Origin of the sequence: Mucilaginibacter aurantiaciroseus, from assembly GCF_024055595.1 — a bacterium.
GTDB lineage: Bacteria > Bacteroidota > Bacteroidia > Sphingobacteriales > Sphingobacteriaceae > Mucilaginibacter > Mucilaginibacter aurantiaciroseus.
Map to the genome: position 1 here is coordinate 168,830 of NZ_JAMXOF010000003.1, position 24,191 is coordinate 193,020.

Sequence of the window (24,191 nt, forward strand, 5' to 3'; positions counted from 1 at the left end):
AATACCTTACAATTACTTATTAAAATATTTTAATTATTATTTGCTTATTATTAATTTTTTTTATTACTTAGTGCTTTCTAAGATACAGTACAATATCCTGTAAAATAAATCATTAGTAGAATAATGCACACGTAAAGCATTCTATTAACAAATATTAGCCTGACTTTAATCACAAAACAGGCGAATCTGTTAAATTATTTTTTTAATAAATAGTTCTTAATTAGTTAAAATATTAAATAGCCTAATAATCATGAGGAAAATTTTACTATCAACCATTATGTTATGTTTTATCATAGCAAGTTCATGCAAAAAAAACGAGGGTGCCAACCCTTATGACCCTAACACAAAAATTACAGTATCGGTTGTGCCGAAAGTTATATCGTTTGCGCCGTTAACTGGCAAAACCGGCGATATTGTAGAAATCAGCGGATCGAATTTTACAGGCGCCACTGCTGTTACTTTTGGCAACAAGCCCGCAGCCTCTTTTAAAGTGAATTCAGACACTAGCATAACTGCCGTTATTGGCGAGGGCTCAACAGGCACTGTAAGCGTAACAAATACAAAAGGCACTAAGGCACTAATTGGCTTTACATACATTCCACCTGTAGTTGTGGTTGAGAATCCGAATCTGGCACTGAATAAACCCGCAACAGCTTCGACAAGCTTTAATGATCCCGGATTGTCAGTAGACGGCAATCTTGGAACACGCTGGTCTATTGCCGCAGCAACAGAACACGAGTGGTACAAGGTTGATTTGCTAACAGTAAAAAAAATTAACAGAATTGATATAAAATGGGAAGGTGCCTACGCCACTGATTATGCCCTACAGGTATCAATTGATAACGTAAATTTCACTACGGTGTATGCAACCTCAACGTTTACAGGTGGTGACGGAAGCAACAGTTTTCCTGCGGTAAATGCCCGCTATGTTAAAATATTACTAAACAAAAGCGCATTGCCTTACCCAATGTCGTTCTGGGAGTTTGAAGTATATGCAGATGCGCCGCCGATTAATTTGGCTTTAAACAAAACAGCGACGGCATCAACAAGCTTTAATGCCGAAAGCCTTTCTATTGACGGAAATTTAGGAACCCGATGGTCGTTAGCGGCAGCTACTGAAAATGAGTGGTATAAAGTTGATCTTGGTAAAGTTGAAAACATTGGCCGTGTAGATATTAAATGGGAGGGTGCCTACGCCACCAATTATGCATTACAGGTTTCAACTGATAATGTAAAATTCACCACTGTTTTTGCAACGTCAACCTTTACTGGTGGTGACGGAAGTAACAGTTTTCCTGCGGTAGATGCGCGGTATGTAAAAATATTGCTGATTAAAGGTGCGTTGCCTTATCCAATGTCATTCTGGGAGTTTGAAGTGTATAAAAAATAGATTTAGTTAGATTAGTTTGGCATACCGCACATGAGAGCGGTATGCCTTTATTAAACACACAATCGTGATGAAAAAAAGCATCTTTACAATAATAATAGTTAGCTTGATAGGCATCGTTAATGCCTGTAAAAAAGAGCAGCATCCGGGTAAAGTCCCTATAACAGACAGCACAGTTATAAAGCCGGAAGAGTCTGTTGCCTCAAATATATATGATTCGGTAATAAATAATCAGGTGCGATATATACTTGCCGCCCAAATGCCAAGCGGTGCTTTAAAGGATAATCAAGAATCTAACAGCAGGATATGCGGATATTTTGCCAACATATCCTGCCGTGCTTTGCTCAAAAAACCTACCGCTGATAATGTTGCTGCGGTAAAAAAGTATATGGCATGGTACATGAGCAAACTTAACGGTAGCGTAAACCCCATAACTGGTAAGCCCGAAGTACCGGGCTCGGTATATGATTACTTCGCCCCCGCAGAAAGTACAAAAGGGACGTATGATTCGGTAGATTCATACGCTGCTACATTTTTATCATTAGCTAAAGAACTGGCCGCTTTATCGCCAGCTGATAAAGCCTGGGTAGCAGGGTATTCTGTGCAACTTACCTTAATTGGCTCGGCGATGGAAAAATGCATTGATAATTCGGATAATAGTATACCCATTGGATTTACCCCCGATGATAATGACGGTCTGTCGATTGATTCGTATGTTCATGGTGCTAAGTATGCTATGGATAATTCTGAAGTTAACGAAGGGCTAAAATCCATGATTTGGCTACAAGTTCAAGTATTAGGTGGTTCAAAAACCGCACATTTTCAAAACTTGTTAGATGTTAATACCAGTGCTATTGAAAGCCAGTTATGGCGTGGAAACAGGTATAACTGGAATGATGATGGCAGCACCGGTGCAAGTATTTCCAAATGGTCTAATTTTTATGCTGACGCTACCTGCCAGCTATATCCGGGGCTATTTGGTGTTATTGATCCCTTGTCCCCACGCGCAAACCTGCTGTACAGCACATTTAATGTGAATTACCCGGCTTGGTCTAACGGCACAATATACTCTGGTGCATACCCGTGGGCTGTAATATGTTATGCCGCTGCTGTGCTTAACGATAAAGCAAGGGTTGACGAATATATAAAACATATCCTGGCACTAAATAAAGCTGGTAAGCAGAAAGATAACTGGTATAATGCTGAGGCCGCGTTTGTAATACTGGCCGCAGATAAGATAAAGAACCAGGGCAATAATGCAATTTTTATCCCTACACCAGTTGCCACAGATCCACCTATTGACGATAAAGGCAATCTTGCTTTAAATAAAACAGCCACTGCATCAAGTAGCTTTAATGCCGAGAGCTTGTCTGTTGATGGTAATCTAGGAACACGTTGGTCTACTAAATTAGCTACTGATAACGAGTGGTTTAAAGTTGACCTTGGTGCGATAAAAAATATAAGCCGGGTAGATATAAAATGGGAGGGTGCATACGCAAGCGATTATGCGTTACAAGTGTCAACCGATGACGTCAAATTTATTACTGTGTTTGCAACCAGTACAAGTAAAGGCGGAGATGTAAGCAACTCTTTTGCTTCGGTAAATGCGCGGTATGTAAAAATACTACTTAACAAAGGCGCATTGCCATACCCAATGTCATTTTGGGAGTTTGAGGTGTATAAATAAATGTAATGCCGTATCGCATAGTTATCATAAAAAGTAATTCAACTATATTATAATTAATTCACGCAATATATAAAACCTTATAATACACACAAATTATGAACCCATTATTAAAAAAAACACTCACACTTGGCTTCGCCTCAAGTATGCTTCTATCCTGTCAAAAAGGGCAATTGCCGTCGGGCAAAGCGGACGTAGCAAACCAACCTGGCATCAATACTAAAACTGTTCGTTTAAATGCAACTGCGGTTAATTATTCAACTATTATTACCAAACAAATCAACTTCATCCTTGCAGGCCAGTTGCCATCAGGGGCTATGATGAATACATCGGTACCCGGCAGCAGAATATGCGGTTATTTTGGAAATATTGCCTGCCTCGGCGTACTCGAAGCTCCCACTGCCACTAATCAAACAGCCGTAAAAAATTGGATGATTTGGTATATGGGCAAGCTAAATGGCACTACAAATCCTGTAACAGGAAAATCCGAAGTAGCCGGTTCGATATACGACTATGCTGGCTCGGCCGAAACAACTAATGGCACTTATGATTCGGTAGATTCTTACGCGTCAACATTTTTAATGTTAGCAAAGCGTTATGGTGAATTGTCTGCAGCTAACAGAACATGGCTTGCGGGCTATTCGTATCAATTAACGCTTATTGGTAATGCGTTAATGGGGTGTATGGATAATTCTAGCAATAGCATTCCTACACTTTATACTCCTGACGATAACGATTGGCTTACTATTGACTCGTATGTGCATGGAGCCAAGAACTTGATGGACAATGCCGAAACGAACCAAGGGTTAAAAGCAATGGTTTGGTTACAAAGCAACGTAATTACTAATGGTAACCCTGCTTATTATTCAAGCGTTTTAACATCCAATACTAGTGGTATCGAAAGTCAGTTATGGCGCACAACCATGTACAATTGGAACGATAACGGTACCACAGGTGCAACTATGTCAAATTGGGCTACCTGGTATCCCGACGCTGTATCCCAGCTGTATCCCGCTATGTTTGATGTGATAGCACCAACATCTGCCAGGGCAGCTAGTTTATACGGTACGTTTAATACCAAATACGCCACTTGGTCAACCGGGTTTGTGAATGATCCATCCGGCTTTCCTTGGGCTGCAGTAAGCTATGCCTCGGCTAAAATGAGTGATTTTAGCCGCACAAATTCGTATTTAACATATCTGGATAGTTTTGCGGGCACTACACAGCCAAATAACTGGTACAATCTCGAAGCAGGGTTTGCCATACTCGCGGCAAAAATTGCAAGCACAGCACCGGTTAATTTAGCCCTAAGCAAAACAGCAACGGCTTCATCAAATACAACTAGTGCAGGCAACTCAAACGATGGGGATTTAGGGACAAGGTGGTCAAGCGCAGTTGCCGATAACGAATGGTGGAAAGTTGATCTGGGTTCGAACAAAACGGTTAGTAAGGTAATTATTAGGTGGGAAGGGGCTTATGATACTAACTACTCCATACAAACTTCTGTAGATGATGTAACTTATACTAATGCTTACAACACAACAATTGGCGATGGAGGTGATGATGTGATAACATTTAACGCAACTACTGCACGCTATGTAAAAATATTATGTACCACGCGCGTACAACCTTTGTGGGGATCGTCCTTTTGGGAAGTCGAGGCTTATTAAGCCTGTCTAATTCGCTACAAGCTCTGGTGTATTGAGAGAAAATAAATAATCTAATAGGTTATATAATAATTATCCATCATAAACAATATGCCAGGGCTTTAATTCTACGCCCTTTTTAATGCAAACTATTTAACATGATATGAAATGAAAGAAATTTTTACTAATAAAAAAAAACTATTGAGCTTTATAGCAGTACTACTTATGATGGTGTGCGGCCAGCAAGCAATGGCTCAAGCTCAGAATGTAACAGGCCAGGTAATTGATATGAGCGGATTGCCGCTACCGGGTGTAACCGTATCTATAAAAGGGACAACGAAAGCTATTGCCACCGATGCAAACGGCAAGTTTCAGATACAAGTAGCGCCCGGCGAAAACACCCTCTCGGTAATGATGATGGGCTTTACAAGTAAAACTTTAATCGTTAAAGGCGGGCAGGATGTAAAAATAGCTTTGGAGGTTACTATGTCTGACCTGAAAGAGGTTGTTGTTGTAGGTTACGGTTCTATAACAAAAAAGGAAATTACCGGTGCTGTATCAGTAATAAAAGGCAGCCAGGTAAATAATATGCCGGTGAGTAGTGTAGCAGACATATTGCAGGGTAAGGCAGCGGGCGTAACTGTTTCGCAAAGCAGCGGTAGCCCAGGTTCCGCATCGGTAGTGCGTATAAGGGGCATTGGCTCAATAAACGGCAGTACCGACCCATTGTACATAGTTGATGGTTTACCGCAAACAGACATCAACTATTTAAATCCTAATGATATTGAAAGTATTGCTATACATAAAGATGCATCAGTAGCTGCCATTTATGGTTCAAGGGCTTCTAATGGCGTAATTATTGTAACCACCCGGTCGGGCGCAAAAAACGAGAAAGTGGTTATTTCTTATGATGGTTATTATGGCTTCCAGTCGCCCTGGAAGCGGCCACAAATGCTAAACGCACAGCAATTTATCTCTTACAAAAATTTGGCGGCAACTAACGCAGGGGCGGTTAAGCAATTCGACTTTTCTACACAGACCAATATAGATTCGGTATTGCGTTTTGTTGGCGCAAATACCGGGCCTAACGGCACCGACTGGTGGAACGAGATAACCCGTTACAATGCTCCGGTGCAAAGCCATAATATCAGTGTAAGCGGGGGCGGAAAAGACGTTAGTTTCTTATCAAGCCTTGCATACCTCAATCAAAAAGGCATTATAGCTGGCTCGGACTATGAGCGGGTATCTTGGCGGAACAATGTAAATGCACAAGTTAGTAAACGCGTTAAGTTAAGTACCAATTTAGGTTTGATATACGAAGGCCGCCGTACTGTTGATGAAAACAACCCATTTACCGGTACCATTTTCAGCGCTATGACGGCCGACCCAATAACACCTGTATATCGCAATAATCTACAGGGATTGCCTTCGTTCTTAAACATAATTAACTCAGGTTACGAGCCTACTAATCCATTCTCGCAGTATTCGGGCCTGTTGTACTCAAATAAGCGCAACCCTGTTGCGCAGATAGAAAGGCTGCGCCAAAGTAATTTCGAGAATTTAAGTATAAAGGGTGGTATCACTGCCGATATACAAATATTAAAAACGCTTAGTTTTCAAAGCCGTGGCGGGATGGATTTGCAGCGCGCCTTATCAAAAGGCTTTTCGCCGCAGTATTACTTAAACGCGTTTGATAATGCTAACACCAATACAGTTAGTAATTACTCATACACTACTAATTATTTTGTGACAGAAAACACCCTGAACTACGATCAAACCTGGGGTAAATACCATTTAACAACCTTAGGAGGTGTATCTGCCGAAGCAACAAATGTATCGCAGTTTGGCGCATCCATACAAGGGTTTGTAAATAATGATGTTGATATGCGGGTTATAAGTGCGGGTACCATTAACCCACAGGTTTCGGGTTACCCATACGGAAATTCAATTGCATCATATTTTGGCAGAATTGGGTTTGATTACAATGGTAAATACATTGTTGCAGGTAATATACGCCGCGATGGGTCATCGCGCTTTGCCGATGGCTATCGCTGGGGTACTTTCCCTTCTGCATCGGCAGCATGGCGTTTTACCGAAGAAAATTATTTTAAAGATAAACAAAGCAACTGGTTAAGTGATGGTAAATTAAGGGTAAGCTATGGTTTAATAGGCAACCAAAACATTGGTGGTGGTGCTTATTTATCTACTTATGGTAGCAGCATTTATGATCGGTATGAGTTTGGAAACGAAAACACACCTTTCATAGGGGCCGGCCGCCAATCCACGGGTAACACGGTTTTGAAATGGGAAACTTCCAAACAATTAGATATCGGTTTGGACCTATCGTTTTTTAATGGTAGACTAAACTTGGCAGCCGATTATTTTGATAAGAAAATTGACAATATGCTACTAATAGTGCCCTTGCCAACTACATTGGGCTATCCAACTTCGCCGTACTCAAACGCTGGAAATATGCAAAATAAAGGCTGGGAATTTGAGTTGGCCTATAACAACAATATTGGTGCATTTAAGTATAGCGTAAACGGTAATATATCCGCATATCGAAATAAGGTTACAAAATTGGGTAATGGCGAACCGATATTTGCTACCGCGCACTTAGGCGAGGTATTTACCAAAACAGAAGTAGGCATGCCGGTGGGTTATTACTACGGTTATAAAACTAATGGCATATTCCAAAATGCAAAGCAAGTAGAGGACGGCCCCCAACGGGAAACCGCGTCGCCCGGAGATATCCGCTTTAAAGACATGAACGGCGATGACGTAATTGATGCTAAAGACCGTACGATGATAGGTAACCCATGGCCTGATTTTGTATACGGTTTAACCATGAACGCGTCGTACAAAGGTTTCGACCTGAGCGTATTTTTCCAGGGTTCGCAGGGAAATGACGTAATGAACATACAGCGTTACGATACCGAATCGGGCACAGGCTATTACAATGCTACCAAAGGCTTTCTCGAAAAATCATGGAGCGGCGAAGGCAGTACAGATAAGTATCATAAAATATCGCAAAAACAAGGGCTTAACAACAGCGTTTCTGACTATTTTGTTGAAGACGGCTCTTACCTGCGTGTAAAAAATGTGCAATTGGGCTACAATTTTGCCAATACTTTTTTACAGAAGCTAAAGATGAAACAGTTTAGAGTTTATGTAGGTGCGCAAAACCTGTTTACAGTTACTGGTTATTCGGGGCTCGATCCTGAGATAGGCTCGGCAGATCCTAAACTTACCGGGATAGATCAGGGATATTATCCACAAGCAAGAACATTCATGATAGGCATCAACGCAAAATTCTAATTTAAAAAAAATGAAAAAAATATTATATATCACCCTTTGCATTACCCTGCTGGCAGCCGGCTCATGTAAAAAAGATTTCTTAAACCGCCCTCCGCTAGGCGTTCAAACAGAAGAGAACTTTTATAAATCGCGAGATGCTGGTTTAAGAACTTTAGTAAAATGCTATCAGGTATTTAATGATGCATATGGGTATGAAGCGCCCCGTGCAGAACTTGGCAACATGGCTACAGACGATAGTGAAAAAGGTGGAGGAGACGCCGGTGACCGACCCTTTGTAACCGATTTGGGTTATGGCAGGGCATTGTCAAGCAATCCGTCGCTACAGTCCGATTGGGCAACACATTACCAGGGCATAGGTAACTGTAACGTAGCTTTAGAAAATTTACCTGTGAATGAATTGATAGATGCTGCCGGAGCAAAAGTAACCGCCAATACAAAGGCCCGCTACCTGGCCGAAATTAGATTTATACGGGCATACTTGTATTTTGAACTTGTAAAAACATTTGGTGGTGTCCCTCTTTTGGACAAAACACTAACCGTTAACAATGCCAATAAATTAAAACGTGCAACAGCAAAAGAGATATTTGAATTTATTGCAAAGGAGCTTGACGCTGTTGCGGCAGAAACCAGCTTGCCCGGAAAGAACGGGATGGATTATGACAAAGAAGCCGGGCGTGTTAATAAAGAAGCCGTGTGGGCTATGCAGGCGCGAGTTTACCTATATTTTGCAAAGAATGATAACGGCCTGTTTGCCAAAGCAAGGGATGCAGCCAAAAAAGTTATTGATGCCAATGTCTATTCGTTAGACAAGCAATTTCAGGATCTGTATTTAGTAAATAGTTATAAAACACAAGAGCCTATATTCTCGATCATAAAGGGCGATAATGCGGCTTCGAACATTTATGGCGCGTTTACCCCTCTTTATACTTCTCCGCGTGGGCCAACAGGTGCTTACGGATTCGACACCCCAACACAAGATCTGGTAAGTGAGTTTGAACCCGGTGACCCGCGTTTGTTATTCACTATTATTGAACCTGGGGATGCTTTTCCAAAAGCATCGGGGCAGGAAGTATTAAATTTCTCGTCGTATCCAAATACTGGTTTTCATAACCGTAAATCTTATCTGACTCCGTTAAGGCGCGGCCCTGGCTTTGGCGATGATGCCTGGACTTTTCACCTGATACGCTACGCTGATGTATTGCTAATGTATGCTGAGGCCGTATTAGAAAGTGGCGGTGATAAGCAAACTGTTGCTAATTACATTAACATGATAAGGCAAAGGGCCAGTAACTCAACCCGTACCGATGCTGAAGCTGTTAGTCGGGTTCGCACCATTGCTAACACGCCTTTACCTGATGTTACAGTAGGTGCTGACCTAAGAGTGGCAGTAAGGCACGAGCGCCGTATTGAGTTTGCAATGGAATACCAACGCTTGTTTGACCTTCAAAGATGGAACAACTATATCGAAACAATGAATAATTATGCAGGCAAACCCGGTTCAAATGGCAAAGGTGCTGCATTCAAAAAAGGCATTAACGAGTTGTTCCCTATCCCGCAAGCAGAAATCGACCGTTCGGGCGGATCAATAGTACAAAACCCAGGATATTAACATTATTGGCAGGGCGTTGCACTACTCCCTGCCAATATATATAGAGACATAATTTTTATAGATATGAATGCATACAAATTGGCAATACGGGTTATTATATTTCTCGTAGTTATTAGCACATTTGCCTTTGCAACACCGCCGGGTACTGCCAAACCCGAGATTAGCCTTACACTCATTCCTCCATCGCCGGTAACCGACCAGGTAACCCTTGATGTACGGGCTGGGATATGGAATAATACCACTGCCAAAAAAACCATATATGTTTTATTTTACCTGGATAAAGTGGCAAAGGGAAACCTGTTGCACCAACAAACCTTAATCCTTGCAGCAAAATCAAACGGCTGCGTAAAGTTTCCGTGGTCGACTCGAAATATGGCTGGTAAGCATAAAATAATATTGGTTACCAAATCGGGCAAAAAAGTTTTATGTAAGGAACGCCCTATGCAGGTACTGGCATCAAACATCCGCTCAACCCGACGGGTTGACGGGGCATGGCTGGGCTTTTATCATTGGAGCGAAGCGGAAGGTAAATTTTGGAATCCTGAGCTAAAAAAAGCAACCGATGAACAATGGGGCGAAATGATGACCGCACAACACGCGCTCGAAATGAATATAATTGTTATTCAGGATGTTGTCCGTAATCCAACTGAATATGCAGGAAAGCATAACATTGAGAAGGATGGCTACAAAGGCGTTCCTTATTACCCCTCAAACCTATTTCCAGGGCATGTACCGATAGCGGCCGTTGATCCGTTGGAAGCAGTGCTGGCAGCCGCGGATAAGAATGGCATGAATGTTTTTATAGGTGTGGGTTCGTATGCCTGGTTCGATTTTACTAATGGTTCGTTAGAATGGCATAAAAAAGTTGCCGATGAGCTGTGGGAAAAATATGGTCACCATGATTCATTTTACGGCTGGTATGTTAGCGAAGAACAGGATGGAGGACTTGGCGACGCGCAGGCAAGAAAAGATATTGTGCATTTTTTTAAAGAATTTAAGGCGTATGTTAATAAAATAGCCCCTGATAAACCGGTTATGCTCGCTACAAATTCGCATAATGTAGGCAGCGCTATCGATACTTATCGTAAACTGCTCCCTAATTTGGATATTTTGTGCCCGTTTGGATTTCACCGCATGCCCAGTACCGATTTTACTGGTGAACAATCTGCCAATAAGTTACAGGAATTGTGCAACGAAGCGGGCTCCCACCTTTGGATGGATATGGAAGTATTTGATTTTGCCGATGGCAATGCATTAGTACCGCGCCCGATCAATGGATTACTGAGTGATCTGCACCGATTCCCAAATTTTGAAAAAATAATTTGCTACCAATTTACCGGCTTGTTAAATAGCCCAACGAGTTCGATCAAACCGGGAGGCCCTAATACGGTAAAACTATACCTTGATTATAAACAATATCTCGACTCCATTACTACCCCTTTACAGAACTTAAAAGGCGGTACCAACATACCTATCCATAAATAGAAATAATACAATTTATACTGCTATAATGAACATATTTGAATACCAAGAGATATATCGCGCCAACTTATTAGACAGCGTGGTGCCTTTTTGGGTTAATAACTCAGAGGATAAAGAATACGGCGGCTTTTTTACCTGCCTTGACGAAAAAGGGGAAGTTTACGACACCGATAAATTTATGTGGCTGCAATGCCGCCAGATATGGACACTTTCCATGCTTTATAACCAAGTAGAAAAGAAACAGGAATGGCTGGATATGGCTATACGTGGGGCCGAGTTTGTTAAAAATAACGGACGCGATGCCGAAGGCAACTGGTATTTTTCACTAACCCGCGAAGGGAAACCGATTACGCAGCCCTACAATATCTTTTCGGATTGTTTTGCGGCCATGGGTTTTGCCCAGCTTTATACAGCTACCAAAAACGAAGAATATAAAGCGATTGCCCTAAACACATTTTACAATATCCTTAAAAAGCGCAACGATAGTAAGGGCATCTATAACAAGCAAGTCCCTGGTACACGTCCGCTTCAAAGTTTTTCATTACCTATGATACTGTGCAATTTGGTATTGGAGCTGGAACATATACTTAAACCAGAACTTGTTGAGGAAACCATACAACTGGGTATTCACTCGGTAATGGATGTTTTTTACAAGCCCGAATTTGGTTTGATATTGGAGAATGTTGCTCCGGATGGTAGTTTTGTAGATTCGTTTGAAGGCCGTTTGGTAAATCCGGGCCATGCAATTGAATCCATGTGGTTTATTATGGATTTGGCTTCGCGCGCGGGCGATAAGCAATTGATAAAGAAGGCTGTTGATATAACCATTGACACGATTGAGTACGGCTGGGACAGACAGCATGGCGGTATATTTTACTTCCTCGATGTAAAAGGGAATCCGCCACAGCAGCTTGAATGGGACCAGAAATTATGGTGGGTACATATTGAAGCCGTCATCAGCCTTTTAAAAGGGTATTATTTTACCGGCGACGAAAGATGCTGGCAATGGTTTGAAAAAATACATGCCTATATCTGGAAACATTTTGTTGATGACAGGAATGGCGAATGGTTTGGCTACCTTAACAGGCGTGGCGAAGTGCTGCTGCCTGCAAAAGGTGGGAAATGGAAAGGTTGCTTCCACATCCCCAGAGGGTTATATCAAGGCTGGAAGGTACTGCAGGCAATAGAAGAAAAACGTAGTGTTTTGCACCGATAGAAAAATAACATGGCTATATTACAAGTACAAACAACAGTTATCGAGGAAAGTGTTAACCAGCAAAAACAGAATTATATACCGGCGCTTGTTGCATTAGGTGTACTCTATTTTATGATGGGGCTAATCACCTGCTTAAATGATACCCTAGTGCCTTTTTTTAAGAGTGGTTTTACCCTTAGTTACGCCCAATCATCATTGGTGCAATTCTACTTTTTCTTAACTTATGGTATTATGTCTATCCCGGCAGGTAAGGTGGTTGAAAAAGTAGGATATAAAAAAGGCATGGTGCTGGGTTTCTCCATTGCAGCTGTCGGCGCTATTTTATTTTTCCCTGCCTCAATTTTGCATATATATGCCTTGTTTTTGGCTGCTTTGTTTATAGTGGCAATAGGTATTGTTATATTACAGGTGGCGGCCAACCCCTATGTTACCGTCTTAGGGCCCGCCAAAACCGCGTCTTCGAGGTTAACTATGGTACAGGGGGTCGGCTCAATAGGCACCACCGTAGCTCCAATATTAGGTTCGTATTTTATCCTCTCGCAATTAAGTAATTCACATGGTTCAAGCGAGGCTGTACGTTACCCATACCTGGGTATTGCCGTTATGCTAATACTTATTGCGTTCACGGTTTCGCGATTAAAATTGCCGATTATAAAAACACTCGGCAGCCAGCAGATAGCCCAACATGATGATCAAACTAAAAGTGTATTCTCATTTCGTAACCTAAATTTCGGAGCAATAGCAATATTTTTATATGTTGGTGCGGAGGTATCAATCGGTACTTTCCTAACCAACTACGTATCAGATATATTGAAGATAGGTATAAAAGATTCCAATACTTATGTGGCTTTTTACTGGGGCAGCATGGTAGTGGGCCGTTTGCTGGGTGCATTGCTTTTAAAAATAATTAAACCCTCTTACGTATTATCAATATGTGCAGCAATCTCAATTTTTTTAATTGTCTTTTCTGTAACAAATACAGGGCAACTTGCTATTTGGAGTATGATTTCAATAGGCTTTTTTAACTCGGTAATGTTTGCAATCATATTCTCACTATCAGTAAATGGTTTGGGTAAATATACCACGAAGGCATCAGGTATCCTATCTACAGCAATTGTAGGTGGGGCTATTATTTCCTTTACACAAGGCCTATTAATTGATCATTTTACTTGGCCAATAGCTTTTATGCTCCCTTTGTTATGTTATCTGTATATCCTGTTTTATGGGTTAAACGGTTATCGCTCTAAATACAACTCTGCAACCTGAAATTAACGATCCCTTTTAGACATGCCGTCATTTAACTAAAAATCAGGAAGGATATAGTTATTCAGAATTAACTAAGTCACGTGAAATTCATGTCGCGGCTTGAGACCGTTGCAAGTGCCATTATCGAAGCAGTTGAAAAATTATTGGGGCTTAATTTCGCTCTGTGCCGTTTCTAATTATCCGCATGCCGGTATCGGCATGCGGTATTTTCTAAAAATTCATTTTTTGGCTACGAAAGCAGAGCGGCTTTTTGCTTGTTATACTTATTCGCAACAATATAACAAACCGGCGAAACCAATGCCCCTACCCACCCCAAAACCGAACCTCCTATGTTCGCTTCCGTTACAGCAAAACATATTTATCATCGCATAATTTTGTAAATGTCAATATGTTGTAAATTTAAAATAGCCTTAGGGGAATTTGAATTACTTGAATCCTAATATATTCCATATTAACCTTTACCATGTGGCCGACATGGTAACCCTGTTTTCGGGGTTTACACTTGCGCTGCTTTTAGCATTCTCAAAAAGGGAAGGCCGAGTAGCCAACCTGTTTTTAAGTGCCGCTTTAGCTGTAATTGTACAGAAGACTGTCAGGCTTTCGCCGATTTTTTTACCGTTGCTTTTGTGCTTATTGGCGTTGCCGCCGAAGTGATGCTAAAACGGAATAGCAGTACACAACTGGCCACCCCGATAACAGATAGATATGATGCAAAGGAAAAATGCCGCAGGCTAAAAGAAGCCGTAGCCGCAAACTGCCTTTACAAGGATGTCGAACTGGTATTGACCGCCCTGGCAGTAACGCTAAATATCCATCCGCACGATTTATCGCAGATCATTAATGTGGGAATGGAAAAGAACTTCCGTTACTTTATTAATGAGTTCAGGATTCGTGAAACTGCCCGGAAGATGAGACTATAAGCGAGAATAATTGTTTTTATGCAGACATTGCATTCTTTGATGTGTTTACATTACCTATGATTGCGGGCGATGCTAAAAGTGCTTTATCACATATCCATTCGTTGGTAATTTTAGAGAAAATCGCAAGAAAATATTTTAACAGTACTGATGTGATAGGTAAAACGATGCATCTGGATAATACATCTGACTACCAAATCACAGGAGTAATCGAAAATATACCGGTACAGTCCTATTTGCATTTTGCTTTTATCAAATAAATGAATTACCGGATAGAAATTTTCCTGATTGAAGTAATGTATGCTATATCACCTATGTATTAGCAATACCTGGTGTTAATCAAAGCGCATTACACAATTCCCTCCGAGAGGCGACAAAAAAATATGCGGAACCTGTTTTGTTAAGAGACCTTCATCGTTCATTTCCGGAACTCGGAAAGAACGGCGGCCATTTTAGGAACATTACGACGCCCCTTAAAAAAATTCATCTATACTCTCTACATTAACAGATGAACAAGAGCCATCGGGTAACGCACTGTATGTCTATATATTTACGGTAATCGCCATTTTTATATTATTAATCGCCTTTATTAATTTCATGAACCTTTCAACAGCCCAGGCTGCCGGCCACGTAAAAGAAGTGGGGATTAGAAAGGTTCTGGAATCTGATAAAGCCCCGTTACTTAGCCAGTTTCTAATTGGATCATTCACAACAAGCTGCTTAGCGGTAATTCTTGCTAGCGCTTTTAGTTACTTAACGATTGGAATAAGGTATGGCTGTTCAATGGATTATAAAGTAAAATCTAAATATTTATTAACAGCTTTCTGTAAATGATTGAACTCGTTAATTTATTAATGAAGGCGCACTGAATCATTTTGATATTGATAAAGCTATTTATTATTAAGCAATCAGGCAAAAAAATGTAGTATCCTATATGAGTCGTTAGCTTTGGGGTTAATATTCCCTTTACATAAATTTTATGTTATGCGTTTTATGCCATACAAAACTTAGTCGTCAGACTACAGTTTTTAAAGTAAAAAGAAAAGCTATCGACCAGTTTGCTACCTCTTCATTTTTTTATTTTACTTTCAGCAAATAAGGGGTGAACTTTAACTTACATCTACCCAATTATTTCTTTTAAAGAATTAATATTATTTCCGCCAAAATATAATTGCTCATTACTGTTGTTTTACGGCGTATCGTGTCAAATTAAAAGCAATTTTTTTTTATTATTAAACAGTATCTATTCGCGTAAATAAGCCATTTAACAGGTTCAGGGTATTATTATCAATAAGTTATTAAAACGCTGACAGACTATTTAGCGGTAAATCAATACGGGGCACTTGCTTTGCAAGTATCATTGAGAATATGGTATTATTTATAAAAAATATGATTGGGCTTCAGTGCCGCATGTTAGCGAAAAACGAGTTAGAAAAACTTGGCATGTATTGTATTGCTGTGGAGACCGGGCAGGTAGAAGTATTGGGCAATCTTTCTGACAACCAGTTGCGCCATTTTAAAGCCGCTTTATTAAATGCCGGATTGGAATTGATTGAAGATCGAAAAAAGATATTAATTGAAAGGATCAAAAGTATTGTCCTTGATATGATAGACAACTCAGATTATCCCTTAAAAAACAACTTTTCGTTTCATTTAAGTCAGAAGCTGAACCTGGATTATACATATCTGGCCAACGTTTTTTCAGCAATGCAAGGTACTACCATTGAACATTTTATTATAGCAAATAAAATACGCCGTGTAAAAGAATTGATTTGTGTTAAGGACCTGAACCTTACCGAAATTTCCAGGAAACTTAATTATAGTAGTGTTGCCCATTTGTCAACCCAATTTAAAAAAGTTACCGGCGTAACTCCTTCCCACTTTAAGTACATTAAACTTGCCGGTACATTTCTTCCTGCAATGTGTGAATTATAGAACTTATTTAAATAATTGTATAACATATCCGGCCAATACTCCGGTAAATTTGTACTATACCAAACTCTGCCTATTAAGTTGGCGGCGCTAACAACTAATATTAAAAAAACTTTTATGAAAAAAAGAATTACTCCGACTATTTATAGCACTCAAATGCCTAAAAGCAGAGGCTATACAAAAACATTTACCGCCATGTGGGCGATGGTTTTACTGCTAACGGTATTTATTGCTGGCTGTAAAAAAGATAAATTTATAGCTGAGCAAGGCGTATGCCCCGTAGTAGTAACCGACCCCATGGATAAGGCGGTTGATGTAGTACTACCTAAAGTTATTACTGCAACATTTAATACCGATATGGATGCGGCTACTATTACTAAATCAACATTTATAATTAAGCAAGGCGCTAATGCGGTAAGCGGAACAGTTGCTGCCACTACAAACGCCCGTGTTTATACTTTTACACCAGACGTACCGCTACTTCCATTTGTAGTATATACAGGTACGATCACCAAAGGTGCTACCGATAAATTCCATACAGCCCTGGCTAATGATTACGTTTGGACATTTACTACTATTCCACAAATCACAATATCTGTGTTGCCGGCTGCCAGCGGTACAACTACAGGCGCTGGTACGTTTGCAGAAGGGTCTACTGCATCGGTAACAGCGACAGCGGCGACCGGATTCGTATTTGTTAACTGGACAGACGGTTCGACCGTAGCCTCAACCAGCCCAAGTTACCAGTTTACAGTGGCAGGTAACAGGGCGCTAATAGCTAATTTTGCCGCCATATCAGCTGGCAAAGTGGCTTTAAACTTAGCTGCAAACCCTGTAGCTGGTGGCACAGTTGCCGGGCAAGGACAATTTAATATTGGCTCAACGGTTACCGCATCGGCAACACCAAGAGCAGGATATGCATTTGTAAACTGGACTGATAATGGCACCGTGGTTTCCACGAGCTCAAATTATCAATTTGTTATAATTGTCAACAAAACATTAACGGCTAATTTTAGTGCTACACCAGTATCTCAATTTGCAGTTGTATTATCATCAAACCCGGTAGCTGGTGGTTCAACAAACGGCTCAGGTTCATTTGCAGCAGGAACTTCGGTAACAGTAACCGCAATGCCTAATGCAGGCTATACCTTCGTTAACTGGACGGATGGCGCGACAACAGCATCAACAAGCCCGGCCTATACATTCCCGTTAAGCGCGAACCGGACATTAGTTGCTAATTTCTTATTGAACACTTACACGTTAACTGTAAATGCAAATGCGTTGATGGGCTCGGTTACAAAAAATCCAGATCTGGCCGTTTACAATAGCGGAACTAACGTGCAACTTACAGCTACAGCAAAACCCGGATTTATATTCTCGTCATGGAGCGGCGATGCTACAGGATCTGTAAACCCTTTAACGGTTAACATGAACAGCAACAAAAACATTACCGCAAACTTTACAGCTGTGGTAGCGCTTGGCCCAATATTACCAAGCCTTGGTTCTGCTGCTACCTTTAGCATATTAACCGAATCCGGAATATCAACTACCGGTACTACTTCAATAACCGGTAATATCGGCGTAAGCCCGATAACATCAACAGCCATAACAGGCTTTGGATTGATAATGGATACCAATGGTCAAACATCTCATACACCCATAGTAACCGGAAAAGTTTACGCGGCTGATTATGCCGTGCCAACGCCGGGTAATTTAACAACAGCTATAGGCGATATGGAAACGGCTTATACCAATTCGAATAACCTGGTAACACCTGCACCAGTAGTTGGATTAGGCGCAGGCGATATCAGTGGTTTAACATTGCCTCCCGGCTTATATAAATGGAGTACGCAGTTATTAATAACAAACGCAGGGGTAACACTTGCAGGCGGGCCTAATGATACCTGGGTTTTACAAATAGCCGCAGATTTGATTGTAAATAATACCGCCATCATCCATTTAAAGGGAGGTGCGCAAGCCAAAAATATCTACTGGGTTGTTGCAGGCCAGGCCACGCTTGGTACAGCGGTTGACTTTAGTGGTAATATCCTAAGTAAAAACCTGATCTCTTTAAATACCGGTGCCAAGGTTACCGGCAGGTTATTGGCTCAAAAAGCGGTTACTTTAAATGCTGCTACAGTAATAATCCCTTAATATTAATCTTCCTTAAAGTACACTCCCTGTGGGAGTGTACTTACTTAATTCACTTACATTAAAAAGAAACATATGTTACTACAATATAAAATGATAAAAAGGGCCATCCTGCTTTCGGCGATGGTTATCCTTTCACAAGTTGCCGCACAGGCACAAGTTACCCCACCTACCTGGTGGTGGGGTTTATCGGGGGCTGCAAATTTTAACTTTTACGATGGTACAACCCAAACGCTTAATAGCAGCCTAATGGTTCCTACCGCTTTTCATAAAGGGTTTGGTATAAGACCATATGGCTCTGTATTGGTGGAGTACCGCCCGGCGGGTGTCTGGGGCATCATGCTTAACGTAGGTTATGATGGCCGTGGTGGCAAATTTAATGACGTTGTAGCGCCTTGTAACTGCGATGCAACCTTGCGTACCAATGCTGCCTACATCGCTGTCGAACCAAGTTTACGTTTAGCGGTACCGGCATCAAACCTATACTTTTTTGCAGGTCCGCGCTTAGCGTTCAATATCCAAAAAAGTTTTTCGTACACACAAGTTAAGCAGCCGAATACTAATGGCGAATTAAGTAATATGCGCAAAACATTAGTATCCGGACAAGTAGGCATTGGTTATGAGATACCATTGGCAGCTGCCACTAATCCTAATAAGATTAGCCTTTCGCCATTTATTTCTTACCAGCCTTATTTTGGCCAAGCGCCACGCAGTATTGAAAGCTGGCAAATAACAACTGTACGTGCAGGTATTGCCCTTAAATTCGGCAAGGGCCGTAAAAAAGTTATGGAAATACCAGCAGTTGCGATAATGCCGGCTGATGTTACATTTGCCATACGTGCCCCCAAGACGGTACCGTTAAAACGCCAGGTAAGCGAAACTTTACCTTTGCTTAACGCTGTATTTTTTGATGATGGTGCCAACACTATACCCAACCGTTACGTAGCGCTTAACAACGCGCAGGCTGGTACCTTTAGAGAAGAACAATTGCAGGCAGAACAATCAGTATCCATGTCTGGCCGTTCTGCAAGGCAGTTAAACGTTTATCATAATATCTTGAACATTTTGGGTGACCGTATGCGCGCCAATCCGGGTACTACTATATCATTAACCGGCGCTCCCGCAGATGATGGTAAAATAATGGCCGAATCAATAAAAATGTACCTGACTGGCACATTTGGCATTAATGGTTCACGTATCACTACGCTGGCCCGCAAAAAACCGGCTAATCCTTCAGAACAACCGGGTGGTAACAAAGAGCTTGTTTTACTACGTGCGGAAGACAGAAGAGTTGATATTGCCAGCACATCGCCTGAATTGCTTATGGAAGTTGGCGGCGGAATGATGAAACCTGTACATATTAACACCATGCAAACAGATCCATTGGATAGCTACGTAATCTTAAATGTTGATGGCGCTAAAAAACAGTTTAACAGCTGGTCGATAAATGCAACTGATGACAGGGGAGTAACTCAACATTTTGGTCCGTTCACCAATGACCAGGAAAGTGTGTCAGGCATAACGATGATTGGTAATAACCCTGAGGGAAACTACAAAATCACGATGACAGGCGAAACTAAAAACGGAACAATCGTTACTAAAGAAAGCACTGTTCATTTAATACCCCAGGACGCTACTATCCAAAAGGGGTTCCGTTACAGTGTAGTATTTGATTTTGATAAAGCGATAGGCATAGCATCATACAATAAATTGTTAACTGATGTTGTATCGCCTTTAATTACCGATGGATCGACTGTTATTGTACATGGCCATACCGATATTATTGGTGAAGAGGATTATAACCAAAAATTATCTGAAAACCGTGCACAACAAACACAAAAGGTGCTTGAAAACAGCTTGTCGGCAACCGGCAAAAACAATGTTAAGTTTGAAACACTTGGCTTCGGTGAAGACATCAATCATTCGCCATTTGAAAACACGTTTCCTGAAGAACGTTTTTATAACCGTACGGTTATCATAGACATTATCCCGGCAAATAAATAATATACGGGTTATTGCTCAGTATTTATAAAAGAAAAACCCACCGCTGGTGGGTTTTTCTTTTATGTTTAACTGGATATTATGAAAGCTATATAAAAAAAGTAGTTGTGGTTACTTTTATTGGCCCGACCTTGACATTTTACCTAGTTCGCCCCGTTCATTATTTCCGTGATGAATAAGGCATTATGTTTTCATATCTGTCCGATGAAAATGGATATTTAAAAATTAGTAACAATTAAATTTTAACCTTTGTAATGTTTTGCAAATTGCGAGGTAAGATTTGTAATTAATCTGCATCAAAAAGTGGTTAGTAATTCGGTGAGTAGTATATCGAAAACCATATAAAGTATTGTGAATCAATTGTATTTTAATCATGTTCAGATCCCCTGCGGGCTAAATTAAAACTGCAAAATCCCATACAAATCGTGTAAGAGAACAACTACCTATTGTTAAGTTAAACATGTAATGACGGATAAAGTCTTTTCAGTTTTATGCGCGCATCCTTATTTTCAAACTGGCTGTTAATTTTGCTATTCTTATTATTTCTGCTGTTCTGCCATGCCGCCACTTCTTCCTTGATTTTTTGCATTGTTAAAATATGCCTATAAGCATTGTCCATTCAATACATGCAATTCTATCTCGGCCATGTTTAACCAGCTGCCGTGCTTAGACGTATAAACAAACTCAAACCTATCCCATAGCCTTTTGGCTTCGGCAGGTTCAAATGTTTCGTAAAATACAGAATGACTATTCAATTTCCAGAAAAGGAAGAGGCTAAAGGAACTGTTTATTTAACCACCTATTTTCGAATGAGTGAGTTTTATGGTTTAATTGGCTTAAGTATAGGTGTAACTATTACTGTTAATGCACATAGATATTTTAATGAACCTTACTTTGTTTAAGTAAGCCTATTATGGGCACTAATGACCCTTTTAAATTATTTGATAACATGTACAGCAACGTATAATTCCAAAAAAGAATGGAATACGGCGAACAGTATCATGTAAATTGTAATCTTAAAAAGGGTTTTTAGATCAAATGGAGCACTTAAAAGAGTAGGGGGTAATTATTACTTCTGCTGTAACAACAACTGTAGGAGAAAAATTCCTTTCAAATTCAATGTCAATTGATGATTTATTTAAATATAAAAATGGCGAATAACCTTTTGTATGGAATCTTATATGTGAAAAAAAGAAAATCCGCAAAATTACGTTGAATTTCGCGGATTTCGGTGAAAGTTAGTGGTCCTGACGAGAATCGAACTCATATCTAAAGTTTAGGAAACTTCTATTCTATCCGTTGAACTACAGGACCCGTATTTTCAGGAATTGCAAAGGTGCAAATTTTGAATGAGTTAGTCAAACCAATTTGCACATCTGCATGGGCGCTTATCTAATTACCGATCCGTTGGCCATTTCATCTGCCGGGGCAACAAAACTTAGCTTGCCTTCGGCGTTTTCGGCCATCAATATCATCCCTTGCGACATGATGCCTTTTATCTCCCTAGGCTCCAGGTTTACCAATATGCTTACCTGTTTACCAATAATGGCGTCGGGCTCGTAATGCTCTGCAATGCCCGATACTACGGTGCGTTGGTCAATACCCGTATCTATGGTTAATTTTAATAGTTTTTTTGTTTTAGCAACTTTCTCGGCAGTCAATATAGTGCCGGTACGGATATCCATATTTACAAATTCATCGAAAGTAATATTGGCTTTTGCAGGTGTAATAACCGGTTGTGCAACTACTGCTGAGGCTGCTTTTTTATCGGCCAGTTTTTGGATCTGTTTTTCTATGGCTTCGTCCTCTACTTTCTCAAACAATAAGGTTGCAGGGTTAAGCTGATGGCCATTGGCAAATTCAAGTTCCTGGTCAAATGCAACCGCATCCAAATTAAGCATACCAAATATTTTGGCGGCTGTTGCCGGTAAAAATGGCTGTAAGCAGGTTGCAATATGGCCTATCAGTACTAAACTGTTATGTAAGGCTGTTTTAGCGGCCTCAGCATCACTTTTTATAGTTTTCCATGGCTCTTGTTCGGTAAGGTAACGGTTGCCAAGGCGGGCCATATCCATCACGTTCTGCAAAGCCGCGCGGAAACGGTAGCTCTCCAGGTTTTTACCCAGGTCATCATAGTATCCGCCTAACTCTGCATTGACTTTGGCATCGGTAAATTTGACAATAGCGATATCGCTTTCTACCTTGCCATCGTAATACTTGTGCATCAATATCATTACACGATTAACGTAGTTACCCAAAATGGCAACTAATTCGTTGTTTACGCGTGCCTGGTAATCTTTCCAGGTAAATTCGCTGTCACTTGTTTCTGGTAGTATCGATGTTAGTACATAACGTAACTCATCCTGCTTACCCGGGAACTCCTCCAGGTATTCGTGCAACCAAACCGCGTGGTTGCGGGATGTGGAAAGCTTATCGCCCTCCAAATTTAAAAACTCGTTGGCCGGCACGTTCTGGGGTAATATATAATCCCCATGTGCCTTCAATATCGCCGGGAATATGATGCAGTGGAACACAATGTTATCCTTACCGATGAAGTGCATCAGGCAGGCATCATCCTCGGTATTTGCTTGCTTTTTCCAGTATTGCTGCCAATCCTTCCCGTTATCAGTAGCCCATTGTTTGGTGGCTGATATGTAGCCTATCGGCGCATCCATCCACACGTAAAGTTTTTTGCCTTTGGCTTCTTTTAATGGTACGTCAATTCCCCAATCCAGGTCGCGGGTCATAGAGCGTGGCTGCAGGCCCGATTTTAACCACGAGCGGCATTGGCCAAATACATTAACCTTCCACTCGCCCTCTTTTTCGTCAATCCATTTCTCTAACCAGGGTTGATATTTATCAAGCGGTAAGTACCAGTGTTTGGTAGGTTTAAGAATCGGTTTTTTGTTACTCAGGGTCGATATCGGGTCGATAAGATCTGTCGGGTTTAAAGATGTACCACAGTTTTCGCATTGGTCGCCGTAGGCCTTATCGTAACTGCAAACAGGGCAGGTACCGGTAATATATCTGTCGGCCAAAAACTGGTCGAAATCTTCATCGTAGTATTGTTCAGAGTATTTTTCTATGAACTCACCTTTCTCGTACAGATTCAGGAAAAACTCTTGTGACAGATCGTGATGTATAGGTGATGAGGTGCGGTGGTAAATATCAAATGCAATCCCAAATTCCTCAAAACTCTCTTTAATCTGGTTGTGGTATTTATCAATAATAGCCTGTGGCGTGGTACCCTCTTTTTTAGCTTTGATGGTAATAGCTGCGCCATGCTCATCAGATCCGCAGATGTACACAACATCCTTTTTCATTAGCCGCAGGTAACGTACAAAAATATCTGCCGGCAGGTATGCGCCCGCCAAATGGCCAATGTGCAGCGGCCCGTTTGCGTATGGCAAAGCCGATGTAATGGTGTATCTTTTATATTTATTAAGTTGCGACATTAAACAGGGATGTTTATTAATTTGCAAAGATAATTTTTTTAAGTCAGAAAGTTGGGAAAGACGGAAAGTCCGCAAGACAAGAAGACAGCATTTAAATTACCTTCAAATAGTACAATTAATCTTTCGG

16 protein-coding genes, 1 tRNA gene and 1 pseudogene are annotated in these 24,191 nt (G+C 40.9%); 15 read left to right on the forward strand and 3 right to left on the reverse strand.

Going from position 1 to position 24,191, the window contains the following annotated elements; genetic code table 11:
* Positions 1-250: 250 nt before the first annotated feature.
* From NAF17_RS14060 to NAF17_RS14115, 14 genes are all read left to right on the forward strand, one after another.
* Entirely contained in the window at positions 251-1,390 is a 1,140-nt protein-coding gene (locus tag NAF17_RS14060) for a discoidin domain-containing protein (RefSeq protein WP_252758641.1), read from the forward strand.
* Positions 1,391-1,457: 67 nt separating this feature from the next.
* Positions 1,458-3,074 (forward strand): discoidin domain-containing protein, encoded by a 1,617-nt coding sequence (locus NAF17_RS14065; protein WP_252758642.1) that lies wholly within the window; start codon positions 1,458-1,460, stop codon positions 3,072-3,074.
* 95 nt (positions 3,075-3,169) lie between these two features.
* Positions 3,170-4,741, forward strand: a complete 1,572-nt coding sequence (locus NAF17_RS14070; RefSeq protein ID WP_252758643.1) for a discoidin domain-containing protein — start codon at positions 3,170-3,172, stop codon at positions 4,739-4,741.
* A 144-nt stretch (positions 4,742-4,885) separates the two neighbouring features.
* Positions 4,886-8,035 (forward strand): SusC/RagA family TonB-linked outer membrane protein, encoded by a 3,150-nt coding sequence (locus NAF17_RS14075; protein ID WP_252758644.1) that lies wholly within the window; start codon positions 4,886-4,888, stop codon positions 8,033-8,035.
* A 10-nt stretch (positions 8,036-8,045) separates the two neighbouring features.
* Positions 8,046-9,644 (forward strand): RagB/SusD family nutrient uptake outer membrane protein, encoded by a 1,599-nt coding sequence (locus tag NAF17_RS14080; protein WP_252758645.1) that lies wholly within the window; start codon positions 8,046-8,048, stop codon positions 9,642-9,644.
* A 63-nt stretch (positions 9,645-9,707) separates the two neighbouring features.
* Positions 9,708-11,129, forward strand: a complete 1,422-nt coding sequence (locus tag NAF17_RS14085) for a DUF4434 domain-containing protein (protein WP_252758646.1) — start codon at positions 9,708-9,710, stop codon at positions 11,127-11,129.
* Between the two features lie 25 nt (positions 11,130-11,154).
* Entirely contained in the window at positions 11,155-12,342 is a 1,188-nt protein-coding gene (locus tag NAF17_RS14090; protein ID WP_252758647.1) for a n-acyl-d-glucosamine 2-epimerase, read from the forward strand.
* A 9-nt stretch (positions 12,343-12,351) separates the two neighbouring features.
* Positions 12,352-13,608 carry a sugar MFS transporter gene (locus tag NAF17_RS14095; RefSeq protein WP_252758648.1) on the forward strand — a complete coding sequence of 419 codons (1,257 nt, stop codon included), beginning with the start codon at positions 12,352-12,354 and terminating at the stop codon, positions 13,606-13,608.
* A 626-nt stretch (positions 13,609-14,234) separates the two neighbouring features.
* The gene (locus NAF17_RS14100; RefSeq protein ID WP_252758649.1) at positions 14,235-14,528 is read left to right on the forward strand and encodes a hypothetical protein; all 294 of its coding nucleotides are present in this window, start codon (positions 14,235-14,237) and stop codon (positions 14,526-14,528) included.
* Positions 14,529-14,554: 26 nt separating this feature from the next.
* Complete coding sequence (locus tag NAF17_RS18345) at positions 14,555-14,785, forward strand: ABC transporter permease (protein ID WP_370341339.1); 231 nt, start codon at positions 14,555-14,557, stop codon at positions 14,783-14,785.
* A gap of 304 nt (positions 14,786-15,089) precedes the next feature.
* On the forward strand, positions 15,090-15,359 hold the full coding sequence (locus NAF17_RS18350) for an ABC transporter permease (RefSeq protein WP_370341341.1): 270 nt from the start codon (positions 15,090-15,092) through the stop codon (positions 15,357-15,359).
* Positions 15,360-15,914: 555 nt separating this feature from the next.
* Positions 15,915-16,460 carry a helix-turn-helix domain-containing protein gene (locus NAF17_RS14105; protein ID WP_252758650.1) on the forward strand — a complete coding sequence of 182 codons (546 nt, stop codon included), beginning with the start codon at positions 15,915-15,917 and terminating at the stop codon, positions 16,458-16,460.
* Positions 16,461-16,613: 153 nt separating this feature from the next.
* Positions 16,614-18,611 carry an ice-binding family protein gene (locus NAF17_RS14110; protein WP_252758651.1) on the forward strand — a complete coding sequence of 666 codons (1,998 nt, stop codon included), beginning with the start codon at positions 16,614-16,616 and terminating at the stop codon, positions 18,609-18,611.
* Positions 18,612-18,701: 90 nt separating this feature from the next.
* Positions 18,702-20,612 carry an outer membrane beta-barrel protein gene (locus NAF17_RS14115; protein WP_252758652.1) on the forward strand — a complete coding sequence of 637 codons (1,911 nt, stop codon included), beginning with the start codon at positions 18,702-18,704 and terminating at the stop codon, positions 20,610-20,612.
* A 451-nt stretch (positions 20,613-21,063) separates the two neighbouring features.
* Here the strand turns inward: NAF17_RS14115 and NAF17_RS14120 are convergent.
* Positions 21,064-21,364: pseudogene (locus NAF17_RS14120) on the reverse strand (IS630 family transposase); the annotation flags it as partial.
* Between NAF17_RS14120 and NAF17_RS14125 the strand changes: the two are divergent.
* Positions 21,353-21,511 (forward strand): hypothetical protein, encoded by a 159-nt coding sequence (locus NAF17_RS14125; RefSeq protein ID WP_252759017.1) that lies wholly within the window; start codon positions 21,353-21,355, stop codon positions 21,509-21,511. The pseudogene NAF17_RS14120 and the gene NAF17_RS14125 overlap by 12 nt on opposite strands.
* Before the next feature lie 340 nt (positions 21,512-21,851).
* On the opposite strand, the gene NAF17_RS14130 is transcribed toward NAF17_RS14125, so the two are convergent.
* Both NAF17_RS14130 and metG read right to left on the reverse strand, forming a co-directional pair.
* Positions 21,852-21,923, reverse strand: a tRNA-Arg gene (locus tag NAF17_RS14130).
* 74 nt (positions 21,924-21,997) lie between these two features.
* Positions 21,998-24,064 (reverse strand): methionine--tRNA ligase, encoded by a 2,067-nt coding sequence (gene metG / locus NAF17_RS14135; protein WP_252758653.1) that lies wholly within the window; start codon positions 24,062-24,064, stop codon positions 21,998-22,000.
* Positions 24,065-24,191 lie beyond the last annotated feature (127 nt).